Source organism: Acidiphilium rubrum, from assembly GCF_900156265.1.
Taxonomy (GTDB): Bacteria; Pseudomonadota; Alphaproteobacteria; order Acetobacterales; family Acetobacteraceae; genus Acidiphilium; species Acidiphilium rubrum.
On the sequence record NZ_FTNE01000012.1, the window covers coordinates 27540 to 41911 of the forward strand.

17 protein-coding genes and 1 other RNA gene are annotated in these 14372 nt (G+C 64.9%); 11 read left to right on the plus strand and 7 right to left on the minus strand.

Features of this window, described 5'->3' with window-relative positions; all coding sequences use genetic code 11:
- Nucleotides 1-114: 114 nt before the first annotated feature.
- Both BW994_RS10320 and BW994_RS10325 read right to left on the minus strand, forming a co-directional pair.
- A complete protein-coding gene (locus tag BW994_RS10320) occupies nt 115-981 on the minus strand; it encodes a Rossmann-fold NAD(P)-binding domain-containing protein (protein ID WP_029312349.1) in 867 nt (288 codons plus the stop codon).
- Complete coding sequence (locus BW994_RS10325; protein WP_245801556.1) at nt 978-1595, minus strand: DedA family protein; 618 nt, start codon at nt 1593-1595, stop codon at nt 978-980. The genes BW994_RS10320 and BW994_RS10325 overlap by 4 nt, the downstream gene beginning before the upstream one ends.
- Nucleotides 1596-1696: 101 nt before the next feature.
- Between BW994_RS10325 and BW994_RS10330 the strand changes: the two genes are divergently transcribed.
- The 10 genes from BW994_RS10330 (at nt 1697) to BW994_RS10370 (ending at nt 8431) form a co-directional block, all read left to right on the plus strand.
- Nucleotides 1697-1891 carry a hypothetical protein gene (locus BW994_RS10330; protein ID WP_029312347.1) on the plus strand — a complete coding sequence of 65 codons (195 nt, stop codon included), beginning with the start codon at nt 1697-1699 and terminating at the stop codon, nt 1889-1891.
- A gap of 1 nt (nt 1892) precedes the next feature.
- A complete protein-coding gene (locus BW994_RS10335) occupies nt 1893-2216 on the plus strand; it encodes a cell division protein ZapA (protein WP_029312346.1) in 324 nt (107 codons plus the stop codon).
- A gap of 9 nt (nt 2217-2225) precedes the next feature.
- A non-coding RNA gene (gene ssrS / locus BW994_RS20625) (6S RNA) lies at nt 2226-2383 on the plus strand.
- A gap of 20 nt (nt 2384-2403) precedes the next feature.
- Nucleotides 2404-3036: a YcxB family protein gene (locus BW994_RS10340; RefSeq protein WP_029312345.1), complete on the plus strand. Its 633-nt coding sequence runs from the start codon at nt 2404-2406 to the stop codon at nt 3034-3036.
- A gap of 5 nt (nt 3037-3041) precedes the next feature.
- On the plus strand, nt 3042-3614 hold the full coding sequence (locus tag BW994_RS10345; RefSeq protein ID WP_051657420.1) for a 5-formyltetrahydrofolate cyclo-ligase: 573 nt from the start codon (nt 3042-3044) through the stop codon (nt 3612-3614).
- A complete protein-coding gene (locus BW994_RS10350) occupies nt 3611-4768 on the plus strand; it encodes an aminotransferase class I/II-fold pyridoxal phosphate-dependent enzyme (RefSeq protein ID WP_245594145.1) in 1158 nt (385 codons plus the stop codon). Before BW994_RS10345 ends, BW994_RS10350 begins: the two co-directional genes overlap by 4 nt.
- Nucleotides 4769-4797: 29 nt before the next feature.
- A complete protein-coding gene (locus BW994_RS10355; protein ID WP_139334070.1) occupies nt 4798-5358 on the plus strand; it encodes a hypothetical protein in 561 nt (186 codons plus the stop codon).
- 121 nt (nt 5359-5479) lie between these two features.
- The gene (locus BW994_RS10360; protein ID WP_029312341.1) at nt 5480-6556 is read left to right on the plus strand and encodes a type III polyketide synthase; all 1077 of its coding nucleotides are present in this window, start codon (nt 5480-5482) and stop codon (nt 6554-6556) included.
- 70 nt (nt 6557-6626) lie between these two features.
- Entirely contained in the window at nt 6627-7313 is a 687-nt protein-coding gene (locus BW994_RS10365) for a methyltransferase domain-containing protein (RefSeq protein WP_029312340.1), read from the plus strand.
- Nucleotides 7310-8431, plus strand: coding sequence for an NAD(P)/FAD-dependent oxidoreductase (locus tag BW994_RS10370; RefSeq protein WP_029312339.1), 1122 nt, complete (start codon nt 7310-7312; stop codon nt 8429-8431). The genes BW994_RS10365 and BW994_RS10370 overlap by 4 nt, the downstream gene beginning before the upstream one ends.
- Nucleotides 8432-8524: 93 nt before the next feature.
- On the opposite strand, the gene ftsY is transcribed toward BW994_RS10370, so the two are convergent.
- From ftsY to nth, 5 genes are read right to left on the minus strand one after another with little or no spacing between them, the layout of a single operon-like run.
- Nucleotides 8525-9451, minus strand: coding sequence for a signal recognition particle-docking protein FtsY (gene ftsY, locus BW994_RS10375; RefSeq protein ID WP_029312338.1), 927 nt, complete (start codon nt 9449-9451; stop codon nt 8525-8527).
- Nucleotides 9451-10686, minus strand: a complete 1236-nt coding sequence (gene mtaB, locus BW994_RS10380; protein WP_029312337.1) for a tRNA (N(6)-L-threonylcarbamoyladenosine(37)-C(2))-methylthiotransferase MtaB — start codon at nt 10684-10686, stop codon at nt 9451-9453. Before mtaB ends, ftsY begins: the two co-directional genes overlap by 1 nt.
- Complete coding sequence (dapF, locus tag BW994_RS10385) at nt 10683-11516, minus strand: diaminopimelate epimerase (protein ID WP_029312336.1); 834 nt, start codon at nt 11514-11516, stop codon at nt 10683-10685. The genes mtaB and dapF overlap by 4 nt, the downstream gene beginning before the upstream one ends.
- Before the next feature lie 43 nt (nt 11517-11559).
- Nucleotides 11560-13032: an APC family permease gene (locus tag BW994_RS10390; protein ID WP_029312335.1), complete on the minus strand. Its 1473-nt coding sequence runs from the start codon at nt 13030-13032 to the stop codon at nt 11560-11562.
- On the minus strand, nt 13029-13706 hold the full coding sequence (gene nth / locus BW994_RS10395) for an endonuclease III (protein WP_175612111.1): 678 nt from the start codon (nt 13704-13706) through the stop codon (nt 13029-13031). The genes BW994_RS10390 and nth overlap by 4 nt, the downstream gene beginning before the upstream one ends.
- 132 nt (nt 13707-13838) lie before the next feature.
- On the opposite strand from nth, the gene BW994_RS10400 reads away from it, so the two are divergent.
- Complete coding sequence (locus BW994_RS10400) at nt 13839-14357, plus strand: DUF2244 domain-containing protein (protein WP_051657410.1); 519 nt, start codon at nt 13839-13841, stop codon at nt 14355-14357.
- Nucleotides 14358-14372 lie beyond the last annotated feature (15 nt).

Below are 14372 nucleotides of genomic sequence, written 5' to 3' on the forward strand. Positions count from 1 at the left end.
TGTAAAAAAGAAGCAAAAAACTTTTGTTTGTCTTGGACTGTGCCCGTGGAAACGCCCGTACCCTGAATTAAAGAAAGTTTTTTGCTGCTTTTTTACAAAAAAGCAGTGCTTGCTTCACTCACTTGACGTCCCGCGCTCGCTCTCAAGTATTCCCGCCAGTCCCTCGCGATACGTCGGGTACCGCCAGGCGAGGTTCAGGCTGGCTTTGGTGCGCTGGTTCAGCACGACGCGATTTTCGCCCCAGAACGAGAGCGCCATGGGTGACATGCTGCGTTTGGCATCGTCGAACGCGATCAGGGGGGGCGGTTCGATGCCGAGGAGGCCGGCGGCGTAGGCGATGACGGTGGCGCTGGGAGCGGGCTCGTCGTCGCTGAAGTTCAGGGTGCGGGTGCCGGTTGTGGCGGTGGCGATGGCGGCGAGTGTGCCGTGGGCGATGTCATCCACATGGATGCGGCTGAATTTATGGTCGGGTTTGTCGATCCGGCGGGCGGTGCCGTCGCGCAGATCGTCGAGCACCGAGCGTCCGGGGCCGTAGATGCCGGCGAGGCGCATGATGTCGATCGCGCAGCGGTGCGACCGTTGGGACCAGGCGGTTTCGGCGGCGACGCGGCGGCGGGTGCGGTCGGTGCCGGGGGCGGGCGGGGTGGTTTCATCGACCGTGCCGCCGCCGTGATCGCCATAGATGCCGGTGGTCGAGCAATAGCCGATCCAGCGCAGGTGGGTGGCGGCTTCGAGGCTGGTTTGGTGCAGCGTCAGGACCGGATCGCCGGATTCGGTGGGCGCCGCGGTGACGACGAGGTGGGTGGCGGTGGCGATGGCGGCGCCGGCTTCGGTGAAGGGGATGAGTGCGATGCCTGCGGGGGCGTGCTTGGCGGCGGGGTTGCGCGCGGTGGCGGTGACGCGAAAGCCGGCGTTGCGTGCCGCGATGGCGATGGCGCGGCCGGAGAAGCCGAGGCCGGCGATGACGAGATGATCGTTCATGATTGCTCGCGGCGCGCACGGGCGGCGGCGATGCGTTCCAACCTGTCGCCATGGCGGTGGAACAGCAGGATGGTGACGACGACCGCGATGCCGATGGCAACCGCGATCGCAACACCGATGGGGCCGGCGACGTGTTCGATCTGTTTGCCGAAAACATAGGCGGCACCGCCGTAGAGGGTGGCCCACAGGATGCTGGCGATGCTTTGGAACACGACGAAGCGCCGCCAGTCCATCATGGTGACGCCGGCGATGAGGGCGGCGAGGGCGCGCAGTACTGCGAAGAAGCGGCCGAATACCACGATTTTACCGCCGTGATTGGCGAACAGCCAGCGCCCCGCGAGCAGGCGGCGTTCGGTGAGGCCGATGCGCGAGCCGTGGCGCAGAATGGTCGGGTAGCCGGCGCGCCGGCCGATCCAGTAACCAAGGACGCCGCCGATGATGGCGCCAAGCGCGGCGCTGGCGATCAGGATGAAGATATCGATCCGGTGGGTGGTGCCGGCATAGATTGCGGCCGAGACCAAAGCGGTTTCGCCTGGGAGCGGCAGGCCGAGGCTTTCGAGCAGGATCAGGAGTGCGACGGCGACGCTGCCGTAGGCGGCAATCCATGGTTCCATCGCGTGGTGAAAGAAGTGGAGCATTGATCCCTTGGTGGGTTGGTTATTTTGATAAGGTTTACCGGCTTCCCATGTAACGCAAAATCTCCGATAGTCATGGCATGACTGAGCCGGAAACTGAAATCGACACGCTTGACCGCCTGGAGGCTGCTCTGGGCCAGATCGCCGCGCGGGCGGCGCGAACCGATGCGGCGGCTGCGGCGTGTACGCGCCCGGATGTGGCGGCGGCGCTCGATCGGCTGATCGCGCAGTTGCGCGATGCGCTCGCATCGATCGGCGAAGCGGAGCACGGGTGAGATGGCGCAGGTAACCATTCGGATCAACGGATATTCGTACGCCGTGACCTGCGAGGATGGGCAGGAGCCGCGCCTGACGGAGATGGCATCGGAGATCGACCGGCGGATCAGCAGCATCAAGGCGATCGGCGGGCAGTCGGGTGAATCGCGGTTGCTGGTGCTGGCGTCGCTGCTGCTGGCTGATGAATTGCACGATACCAAGGCGGCGCTGGACATGGCGAAGGCGAGCAAACCGGCCAAGCCGTCCTCACCCGAGCATAACGCGCGGCTGCGGCGCATTGCCGCGCGTGCGGAAGAGATTGCAGCGGACCTCGCGGAGTCCTAAGTTATGTCGGCGAGGCTGCCCGGTGCGTCAGGCACGTTCATCCCCGGGGCCAATAAGTACTCCCAGGGAGCTGGCTCTGTCGGAACCGTGGTTCCGGTATTTCCGGCGCCCACCTGCTCTGCAGGCCTTGGGAGGATGACATCGTCAACGGCCAGGGCGGCTTCGCACATGATTCCATTGTTTCTCAATGAGTGACGAGACGGCGTTTTTTGCCGCGATCGAGCCGGTAAGTGCGACTTTGAGGGTAACACCGAAAGACTGCGTAGATGCGGGCGGATACATTCCGCGAAAGCGATTTTTGTTTTTGCCACTGATATTCTTGGACCTTGCAGCAATTTCCGCATTTCTGAATTATGAATGGCTATATTACGCCGTACACCAGGGCTTACGCGAGGGGATCAATATCAGCGGACATGCCGCTGCACTCGTCGGTGTAGCATTGGCCGATGATATCTTCATCTCAACGGCAATTAGCGCCGTTGTGCTGTCTCTCATGTATTTTCTTGGCTACCGAGCAGCGCTTAGTGGACTTGCGAAACGAGCGCGCGATGCGCGGGGTGATGTGCCACGCGAGGTTGATATATCGTTGGATTTAAATGGTTTGCACGTCCAGGATTTCAGTTCAAGGCTAGACCATCCTTGGACGGACGTATCGGATATGATCGAAACGGGGCGGATTTTCAGAATTGGAATATTGGGAACTTCATGGATCGTTCTGCCGAAGCGCGACTTGGACGAGGGGTTTGTAACCGCGCTCGGCCAATTGAAAGTCGCGTTGCGTGATCGGACCCAGGCCAGATCGGCAGCGCGTCGCCGGTAATGCCGATGGATGACGACACATGCCGCGATGCCAAGCGCATGGCACGACAAGTGGCGTCGGCGCGACGACGCGGGGATAATGCCGCGCAAGCCGGTATGCGTTTGATGGCGCATAGTCTCAGTGTTTGTAAGCCGCAGGCAGGGGCAGTCGTATCCGGCTTCTGGCCGATCGGCGATGAGATCGATGTGCGGCCTTTGATGCTGGCGCTGGCACAGTTCGGGCACGAATTATGCCTGCCGGAGACGCCGAAACGCGGTCTGCCGCTGATATTCCGGCGCTGGGTGCCGGGCGAGGCGCTGGTGGCAGGTCGGTTCGGTACGTCGCATCCGGTCGGAGACGTGGTGGTGCCTGACTTCGTGCTGGTGCCCTTGCTGGCGTTCGACCGGGCGGGCAATCGGCTGGGGTATGGTGGTGGGTATTACGATCGGACGCTGGCGGGACTGCCGGGGGCGTTTCGGTTGGGTTGCGCGTTTGCCTGCCAGGAAATTCCGGCGGTACCGGTGGGACCGAAGGATGAGCGGTTGGATGCTGTGGCGACGGAGCTTGGGGTGATCAGGATGGATGGACGAGCCGCATGATTGATTTGATGGGAATTTCGCAGATTCCGCGCTCGAAGATCGGTGATATCGGGCGGATCGCGTTCGGTGATCGCTCGGTGGTCAATCTGGCGTTCGGGGAGTCCGATTTCGCGCCGCCGGAAGCGGCGACAGCGGCTTTGATGCGGGCGGTGGCGGCGGGTGATACGCATTATGTCGATAGCCGCGGCAAGCCGGCGTTGCGGGCGGCGCTGGCGGATTATTTGACGGGGCTGCATCGATTGCCGGTGGATGAGGGGCGGATCGTGGTGACCGCTTCGGGTATGGCGGCGATTGCGGTGGCGTTTGCCGCCATCGTGCGGGCCGGGGATCGCGTGGTGATCCATGAGCCGGAGTGGCCGAATTTGGCCGGTGCGGCGCTGGCGCGTGGGGCCGAGGTGACGCGGTTTGGGCTGGATGAGGATGGCGCGGGCGGGTTTCGGCTTGATCTGGCGCGGCTGGACACGGTGCTGGCCGGCGCCCGGGTGTTCTGTTTGAATTCGCCCAACAACCCGACCGGGTGGATGGCGAGCGACGCCGAGGTGGCGGGGGTTCTCGCACTATGCCGGCGGCATGGCGTGTGGCTGCTCTCCGATGAGGTGTATTCGCGTCTGACCTTCGATGGGGCGGTGGCCGCACCCTCCGTGCTGGATCATGCGCTGCCGGATGATCGGGTGATGGTGGCAAATTCGGTGTCGAAAACCTGGGCGATGACCGGGTTTCGGGTGGGCTGGCTGGTGGTGCCGGCGGGGCTGCGCGATGCGATCGGCGAGTTGACCGAGGCGACGCATTCGACCGTGGCACCCTATTCGCAGGAGGCGGCACTGGCGGCGCTGGGGTGCGAGGATTTCGTGGCGGATTTCCGCGATTTCTGTGCACGCGGGCGGGCGATCGTGCTGGAGGGGCTGGCGGGGTTGAACCGGGTGCAATTGCAGGCGCCGGCGGCGAGTTTCTATGCCTTCGCGCGGATCGACGGTGTGGATGACAGCCTGGCGTTGGCGCGGCGCCTGGTGGTGGAGCACAAGGTGGCTGTGGCGCCCGGTGTGGCGTTCGGTGCGGCGGGGGAAGGGCATTTGCGGGTGTGTTTTGCGCAGAGCCCGGAAAAACTGGCGCGCGCGATGGATCGGTTGCGGATGGGTCTTGCGGCGCTAACCTGATCTTAATGAATTTGCGCTATAGACTGCGTGTGAAGATTTTATTTATCATCTTTGCGTTGTGGCTGCCGGTAACGGGTTGGGCGCGCACCATTTTGCCGACCGCATCGTTGCCGGATCGGGCGATGACGCCCGGGGCGATCAATCCGGCTGTGACGCCGGGGACGATCGATCAGACGATTTGTGTGCGGGGATGGACGCGATCGGTGCGGCCGGGCGTGCGCTATACCGAGCGGCTGAAAAAATCGCAGATCCGGGCTTATGGTTACGCGGATACCAGGCCCTGGAAGTACGAGGAGGATCATTTGATCCCGCTCGATCTGGGAGGATCGCCTGATTCGCCGCTCAACCTGTGGCCGGAGCCGCATTTCGGGCCGGGTGAATGGGGATCATACGCCAAGGATCGGCTGGAGGCGCGGATGGTGCGGCTGGTGTGCCGGCGTCAACTGTCGCTCGATAAGGCGCGGGCGATGATGGCGGGGGACTGGGTGGCGGCGTACCGGCGCTATCTGGGGCCTGAGCCGGATAATTCACGGCCGGAGCGGCGATATCGGGCATATCATGGCGGCTATTGGCACCATCACGGCTGGTAGATGGCGCGGTTCGGCGTGTGCGATCGATCGATTTGACCCTGCTTGCTTGTCTTTGCCTTGACGATGCTCATTTAGTGAAGACGGTGCGGTGTGCCGCGTCAATGTCATGGAAGCGAGCGCAATGACCACGGCTTATATCAACCGGATTGGCACTGCGGTGCCCGAAAACGATATTCATCAAGGGTTTGTCGATTACGCGCGAACCATGCTGGACCCTCGTAAGGCCGCGGTGTTTTCGCGGATGGCGGAGCGCGCCGCGATCGGGCATCGGTATTCGCATCTGGCCATGGGTGATCTGGTCGCCGGGGATGTCGATGCGCAGGATTTCTACCGGCGTGGCGACTTTCCCGATATCGGTAAGCGGATGGCGCAATATGAGCGAACCGCGCCGGAATTGGCCGGTCAGGCGATCGGTGCGCTGGGGTTGGGCGACGCGATGGATGGGATTACGCATCTGGTCGTCGCTTCATGTACGGGTTTCACGGCGCCGGGGCTGGACCAGCATATCGCGTGGCGATTGGGCCTGCGGGCGGATGTGCAGCGGACGCTGGTAGGGTTCATGGGGTGTTCGGCCGCGGTGCCTGCGCTGCGGATTGCGCAGGCGGCGGTGCTGGCCGATCCGGCGGCGAAGGTTCTGGTCGTCAACCTCGAACTTTGCACGCTGCATTTGCAGGAGACCGATGACCTTGAAACCGCGCTGACGTTCATGCTGTTCGGCGATGGCTGTGCGGCGACGCTGGTGACCGCGGAGCCCGAAGGGTTTGCGATGGCGGATTTCCGGGCAGCGACGATTCCCGAAACGGAGGATCTTATCACCTGGCATATCGGGGCGCAGGGGTTTCTGATGCATCTTTCGGGCGGGGTGCCGGGCAAGATTGCGCAGGCGTTGCGCGAGGATCTGGCGCGGTCGGATGCGGGCGGGTTGCTGCGCGGCGAGGGGACCCAGGCGGTCGACTTATGGGCCGTCCACGGCGGCGGGCGCACGGTGCTCGACGCGGTCGAGTCCGGGTTTGGGCTCGCGCCGGAGGCGTTGGCACCGTCACGCGCGGTGCTGTCGGCGCATGGCAATATGTCATCGGCGACCGTGATGTTCGTGCTCAAGCGGATGATGGAGCGGGCGACCGCGGGCGCGCGCGGCATGGCGATGGCATTCGGGCCCGGCATGGTGGCCGAAACGTTCCGGTTCAGCGTGGTGTGACGGTGCGCCACACGGTTCGTCGCGGGACTAGACGGTTTTTGCTTCGTTTTGCTTGCTGACGGAATATCACATGACCCTGACCTACCGCAGTACCGAACCCGAAGTCATGGACGACCCTGGCCTTGATCCTGCGGTTTATGCGCGCTGCATCGGCGATCTGGCGAAGGTGAACCGGGTGACGTTCACGCATCGGCCGGTGTTGCGCTGGTTGGCCGCGGTGGCGCCGGCGGGTGGGGTGTCCGTGCTTGATGTCGCGTTTGGCGATGGGGATTTGCTGCGGGCGATTGCACGCTGGGCAGACAAGCGCGGCGTTGCAATGCGGTTGAGCGGGATCGATCTCAATCCGCGCAGCGCCGTGGCCGCGCGCGCGGCGACGCCGGCAGGCATGGATATTGTCTATCGCACCGGCGATGTATTCGAGGCGGCGCCGGACCCGAAACCCGATTTCATCGTGACGTCGCAATTCACGCATCATCTGGATGACCGGCAATTGGTGCAGTTTTTGCGCTGGCTGGACCGGACGGCGGAACGAGGGTGGTATATCACGGATCTGCATCGGCATGCGGTGCCGTATTACGGGTTTCGGGTGCTGGCGCGGCTGATGGGGTGGCACCGGATTGTGGCCTCCGACGGAACGGTTTCGATCGCGCGAGGTTTTCGCCGGGGCGATTGGCAGGCAGCACTCGCGGCGGCGGGCGTGCAGGCGGATATTCGCTGGCAGTTTCCGTTCCGGTACGGCGTGTCGCGCGCGTCATGACAGCAATTGTCGTGGCCGGTGGGGGATTGGCGGGTGCCGCCGCCGCCGCTGCGCTGGCGCGGGCGGGCAGGGACGTTACGGTGCTCGAGCGTGATGCGGCGCCGGCGCACAAGATTTGTGGCGAGTTTCTGAGCGTCGAGGCGCAGGCTTCGCTCGCGGCGATCGGCTTTGACGCCGCAGTGCTGGGTGGCCACCGGATTTCACGGCTGCGCCTGGTGCGCGATGACGCGGCGGTGAGCGTCGGGCTGCCGTTCGAGGGATTGGGGATCACCCGGCGGCGGCTTGATGCGGCGTTGCTCGACCACGCGGCATCATGCGGCGCGGTCGTGCGGCGCGGCGTTGCCATCCGCGGGGTGGATTGCAGCGATGGGCTGCGACTGGATTTGGCCGGCGAGGCGCCGATCCGCCCGGATATGCTGCTGCTGGCCACCGGCAAGCACGACCTGCGCGGCGTGCGGCGACAGGCGGCCGAACCGGAAGCGCTGGTCGGGTTCAAAATGTATTTCCAGCTGAACCCCGCGGCGCGGCAGGCGCTGGCCGGTCATATCGACCTGATCCTGTTCGACGATGGCTACGCCGGGTTGCAGATGGTCGAGGACGGTATGGCCAACCTGTCGCTGTTGGTCGACCGGGCGCGGTTGCAGCGTGTCGGCGGCACCTGGACAGCACTGCTGGCCGATTTAGTAAAACGCAACACCCTGCTGGCGGACCGGCTGATCGGCTCCGTGCCGCTGCTCGAACAACCGCTGACGATTTTTCGCGTGCCCTACGGCTTCGTCCACCGGCCGACCGCGAACGACCCGGATCGTATATACCGCCTGGGCGATCAGGCCGGGGTGATCCCCTCGTTCACCGGCGATGGGATGGCGATCGCCCTGCACAGCGCAACCCGCGCGGCAAATGCGATCATCGCCGGACACACCGCATCCGCCTATCACCGCGCCCTGCGGCGCGACATCAGCGGGCAGATCAGGCGCGCCGCCGCCCTCTATCGCCTCGCCCGCATGCCGCTGGCGCAACGCGCCCTGTTCGGCGTCGCCGGCACGTTCCCAAGCCTCCTGCGCCTCGCGGCCCAGTACACGCGCGTGCCGCCCCGGGCGCGGTCGGCGCTGTACTGAGGAGGGTGTTGCGGGTGGTAGTGAAGGTAAGTAACGCCAGGGCAGAACCCCTGGCCTTACTTCCTTAGCCATCACCTCCGGAACCCCTGAGTATCAGACCGGATCGGCGCCGGTGAGGGCGCGGGCGAATTCGGTGGCGTCGAAGGGGCGCAGGTCGGCGGCTTGTTCGCCCACGCCGACGGCGTGGATCGGCAGGCCGGTGGATTCCGCGAGGGCGACGACGACGCCGGCGCGGGCTGAGCCGTCGAGTTTGGTGACGATCAGGCCGGTGAGGTCGACCATGTCTTTGAAGGTTTTGACCTGGGTGAGTGCGTTTTGGCCGGTGGTGGCGTCGAGGGTGAGGAGGATCGCGTGGGGGGCGGTCGGGTCGCGTTTTTTGATGACGCGGATGATTTTTCGCAGTTCTTCCATGAGCGCCGCTTTGTTGTGCAGGCGGCCGGCGGTGTCGATCAGCAGGATTTTGGCACCTTCGCGTTCGGCGCGGGTCATGGCGTCGAAGGCGAGGCCGGCGGGGTCGGCGTCCTGTGCGCCGATGACGACCGGGGCGTGCGCGCGGTTGCCCCAGATTTGGAGCTGTTCGACGGCGGCGGCGCGGAAGGTATCGCCTGCGACCAGCATCGGTTTCTGCCCGGCATCCGCATAGATTTGGGCGAGTTTGCCGATGGTGGTGGTTTTGCCCGTGCCGTTGACGCCGACCATCAGGATGACGAAGGGTTGTTTGGTCTCGTCAATGGTGAGCGGTTGGGCGACGGGGGCGAGGATTTTCGCGATTTCATCGGCCAGGGCGGCGCGGATTTCGGGCGGTGAGACATCCTGACCGAAGCGGGCGCGGCGGAAGGCGCGGATGACTTTGGCGGCGACGGTGGGGCCAAGGTCGGCGGCGATCAGCAGTTCTTCGAGTTCTTCGAGCGCGAAATCGTCGAGTTTGCGTTTGGTGAAGGTATCCGTGATGCCGGTTGTCAGTTTGGTGGTGCTGCGGGTGAGGCCGGCCTTGAGGCGGGAGAAGAAGCCGAGCGCCATTATGCGGTTTCCAGGGTGATCGAGGTGGCATCGGCGCCGGTGACGCGGCCGGTGACGAGGCTGCCGGGGATGGCGCTGGTGGCGAAGCGGACCGGCGCGAAGGTTTCCGAGTGGCCGTTGGAGGGTGATTCGGCGAGGGCGGTGATAGTGCTGCCGATCATGGATTTGAAGCGGGCGGCGGCGCGGCGTTCGCCGGCCTGGCGCAGTCGGGCGGCGCGGGCGCGACGTTCGGCCATCGGCAGGGCGGGGATGCGGGCGGCGGGCGTGCCGTTGCGGGCGCTGTAGGGAAAAACGTGCAGATAGTCGAGCCCGGCTTCGTCGATCAGGCGGAGGCTGTCGTTGAACATGGTTTCATCCTCGGTCGGGAAGCCGGCGATCAGGTCGGCGCCGAAGGCGATGCCGGGGCGCAGCGCGCGGGCGCGGGATGTGGCCTCGATCACGTGGTGGCGGAGGTGGCGGCGTTTCATGCGTTTGAGGATCATATCCGACCCGGCCTGCACCGAAAGGTGAAGGTGGGGCATCAGGCGGGGTTCGTGTTCGATCACGTGCCAGAGATCATCGTCGATTTCAGCGGGGTCGATCGAGGACAGGCGCAGGCGCGGCAGTTCTGGGATGGCGGCGAGCAGGCGGCGGACGAGGTGGCCGAGTTTGGGTGTGCCGGGCAGGTCGGCGCCATAGGAGGTGAGATCGACGCCGGTGAGGACGATTTCCTGATAGCCGTTGGCGACCAGGGTGCGGATTTGATCGGCGATTGCGCCCATCGGGATCGAGCGGGACGGGCCGCGGCCGTAGGGGATGATGCAGAAGGTGCAGCGATGATCGCAGCCTTGCTGAACCTCGATGAAGGCGCGAGACCGGGTGCCGAACCCATCGATCAGATGGGCCGCGGTCTGGCGGACCTGCATGATTTCGGCGACCAGAACCGGTTCGGTCGCTATCCAGGCCGCTTGCGTGAGTTTTTCGACATTGCCGATGACGCGGGTGACACCGGCGATGGTGCGCCAGGAGTCCGGGTCGATCTGCGCGGCGCAGCCGGTGACGATGATATCGGCGCCGGGATTGGCGCGATGGGCGCGGCGGACGGCCTGGCGGGCCTGGCGTTCGGCTTCCGCGGTGACGGCGCAGGTGTTGACGATGATGGTATCGGTGAGGTTCGCGGCCTCGGCGTGGCCGCGCATGACTTCGGATTCGAAGGCGTTGAGCCGGCAGCCGAAGGTGAGGATGTCGATGCTCATGCGGGCAGCAGTTCGGGGGCGATGGTGCCCTCGTAGACCAGGGCGACCGGGCCTTCCATCAGGACGTGGTTGTCGTCGCGCCAGGTGATGGTGAGGATGCCGCCGTCCATTTCAATCTCGGCGCGCCGGTCGGTGAGGCCGCGGCGGTGCGCGTTGACCAGGGCGGCGCAGGCGCCGGAGCCGCAGGCCAGCGTGAGGCCGGCGCCGCGTTCCCAGACGCGCAGGCGGATGCGGCCGCGTCCCTCGATCCGGGCGAAGCCGATATTGGCGCGTTCGGGGAAGATGCGGGCGTGTTCGAGGCGGGGGCCGATGCTGTCGAGCGCGAGATGCTTGAAGTCTTCGATGAAAAACGTCGCGTGGGGGTTGCCCATCGAGCAGGCGGCGGGGTTTTCGACCGGGCCGAGCGCGAGGCGGAGGTTGAGTGTGTCCATCGGTTCGAGCAGGGGGATGTCCTGCCAGTTGAACAGGGGTTCGCCCATGTCGATTTCGACGAGGTTGGGGCCTTTGATGGTGGCGGCGAGGATGCCGGCGCTGGTCTGGATGGTGAGAGCGCGCGCACCGGTTTCGGCGGCGAGCAGGGCGGCGACGCAGCGGGTGGCATTGCCGCAGGCGCCGGATTCCGAGCCGTCCGCGTTGAGGATACGCATGAAGGCGTCGGCCGTCGGTGCGTTTTCGATCAGGATGATCTGATCGCAGCCGATGCCGCGCCTTCGGTCGGCGATGGTGGTGGCCTGGGCGGTCGTGAGCGGAATGGCGTGCGTGCGGGCGTCCAGCACGACGAAGTCGTTGCCGGCGCCGTGCATTTTCACGAAGGAGAGGCTGGCGTCCATGGTGCCCCGGTATATGGCGTTGGGGCGGTGGTTGGAAGGGTGGCTATTCGAGGGGGAGGCTTGCGGTGGTTTCGGCCAGGTCTGGATGGGCGGCCTTCGCGCGTCGATAGAGCGCTGCGCCGATGATCGCCATGACCCCGCCCTGGAACAAGGGCTGCACATAGAAGGGCGCGTGCGCCAGGATGATCACGGAACGCATGAACGCGAGGGTCACGACGATCGAAAGCAGTGCGATCGGGATCGTGAAGACCGAATTGCGGAAGGGGCGCGACCATGGGCTGGCTCGGAATCGTGGGTTCAGCCGAAGATTGAGGGCGGCGACCGCGACGGCGAGCCAGACGAGCAGAATGGTGATCGACCGGGCGACCACGCCGAACGCCCAGCCGATATAGGTGGCTTGCAGGAGAAACAGCGAGGCGAGCACCACCGTGAGCGTAAGGGCTGCGACAGGGGCATGGCGACGCGAGGTTTGCGCGAAGATCGGCGGCAGCAGGCCATCCTCGGCCCAGGCGAACAGCATGCGGGATGTTACGACCATTTGCGGCGCGAGGGTTTTGCCGACGATGAGGGCGATGATCAGGCCGATAACGGCAGCAACGTCATGCGGGGCGGTAAGCCCGAGAATTCCCGGCGCCGTGACCAGATTGGCGTGTTTGTGCTTGATCAATGCCTCGGCGGCCCACCACGGCGCGGCATGGAGCAGGGCGGCGCTGACCAGGGTGAACAGGATGACCGAGGTGATCCAGGCGAGCAGGATGCCGCGCGGCATGGTGTGTTCGGCATCGCGGGTTTCCCCGGACAAAGCGGGTGCGCCGGACAATCCGCCATAAGCAAAGATGAACAGGGTGCATACGGCCAGAAACGCGTGGGCATCGAACGGGCCGGGGTGGGGTGGTGCGGTCAAGGTGAGGCCGGTGCGGGCACCGGCGGTGCTGACGAAGGTGGCGGGGCTGGTGGTGAACCCGATGATGCAGACGGCGAGAGCGGTGAGCGCCACAAGAATCAGGAGAATCGTGACGAGACGGCCGTAGTCGCGGATGCCGGCGATATGAATCCCGTAGATAACCCACAGGGCGGCGAGGCCGGTGACGACGTGACCGAGCGGAGTCAGGATGGCGTGGCCGCCCGGAATGCCGGCGGCGATCAGGGCATTGCCGAGGAAATTGCCGAAGGCGAACGCAATGAAGCCCATGGCGGCGGTGATGCTGGCCCACCAGACGAAATGCAGGATGAATCCGAGCGGCAGGTTCAGGGCACGGACCGTCCATACATATGACGATCCGGCGCGCGGCATGGCCTGGGAAAAGCGCGCGTACAGGAAGACTTTCAGAAAGATGACCGCGCCCGTGACGAACATTGCCAACGGGACGAGATTTTTTATGGCCGGATAGACGCCGATGCTCTGGGTGACCACGAAATTGATCCCTGCACCGTATTCCTGCGTCACAGCGGAGGCGACGATGGCGATCAGGCCCAGGGATTTTTCGAGTCGGTAGGTGGGTATGGCGGCGCTCATGATTTGCCTTTCGATATCGCGGCCACAGATCGTGATGCGGCGGAGGTCGGCTTCGGTTTGTAAACGCACCACCCGGCACCTGGGCAGCGCCAGCATTCGGGTTTGCGGGCTTTGCAGATGTAGCGGCCGTGCAGGATCAGCCAGTGGTGGGCGGGGCGGAGCATGGCCGGTGGGATGCGGGCGACCAGGCCGTCTTCGACCTGGCGGACATTGGTTCCGGGCGCGAGGCCGGTGCGATTGCCGAGGCGGAAGATGTGCGTGTCGACCGCCATGGTGGCGTGGCCGAACACTTCGTTGAGCACGACGTTGGCGGTCTTGCGGCCGACGCCGGGCAGAGCTTCGAGCGATTCGCGGTCGGCGGGGACGTCGCCGTTGTGGCGTTCGAGCAGCAGATGGGACAGGGCGGCGACGTTTTTCGCCTTCGCCTGCCAGAGCCCGATCGACCGGATGTGGCGCGCGATGCCGGTCGCACCCAGGGCGGCCATCGCCGCAGGATCGGGCGCTTCGGCGAACAGGGCGGGGGTGGCTTTGTTGACCGCGGCATCGGTCGTCTGCGCGGAGAGGACGACGGCGACCAGCAGGGTGAACGGGGTGGTGTAGACGAGTTCGGTCTGCGGCGTCGGGTTGTTCTGGCTGATGGCGGTGAGGAAGGGGGCGATATCGGCCCGCTTCATCAATTTCGGTTTGATTTGTCTGGGTTTTGGCGCTTGTGCGGTCGGCATGGCGGATTAGTGTCGGGGTGGGGCGGGTTTGGCAAGGCTGCCGTCGGCTCTTGCGGTGACGGGAATCGATGCGAAACTAAGGCTATGTCCGACACCATCGCCGCTGACCTGGGGCCACCCCCGATTTTCGAAGCCATTTTGACGCCGCACCGCAGCATGGACCGGCGCGGGATGTATGTCGTGTTCGGGGTGATGGCCGCGGGATCGTTCCTGGTGACCAGCCTGATGTATTTCCTTGGCGCGTTTCCGGTGATCGGGTTCAATGGCGCAGAGCTGGTTCTCGCGATCGTGCTATATTCGATGAACATGCGCGGCGCGCGGGCTTCGGAGGTGATTCTGCTGACCGAGGCCGGGTTGACCATTACCCGAACAACGCCGCGCGGGCGACGGACCCAGGTTTCGATGGCGCCGGGGTGGTTGCGGGTGCAACTCGAAGAAAACGCCGGCAGCAATCCGATCCTGTCGATCGCAAACCGCGAGGGGCGGCATATTGTCGGCATGGCGCTCGGCGAGGCGGAGCGGCGGGATTTGGCGGCGGCGCTGGGTGATGCGTTCGCGCGCCTGCGCTCCCCGCGTTTCGACAACCCTCAGACGCGAAATTAACAGAAGTTTTCTGCT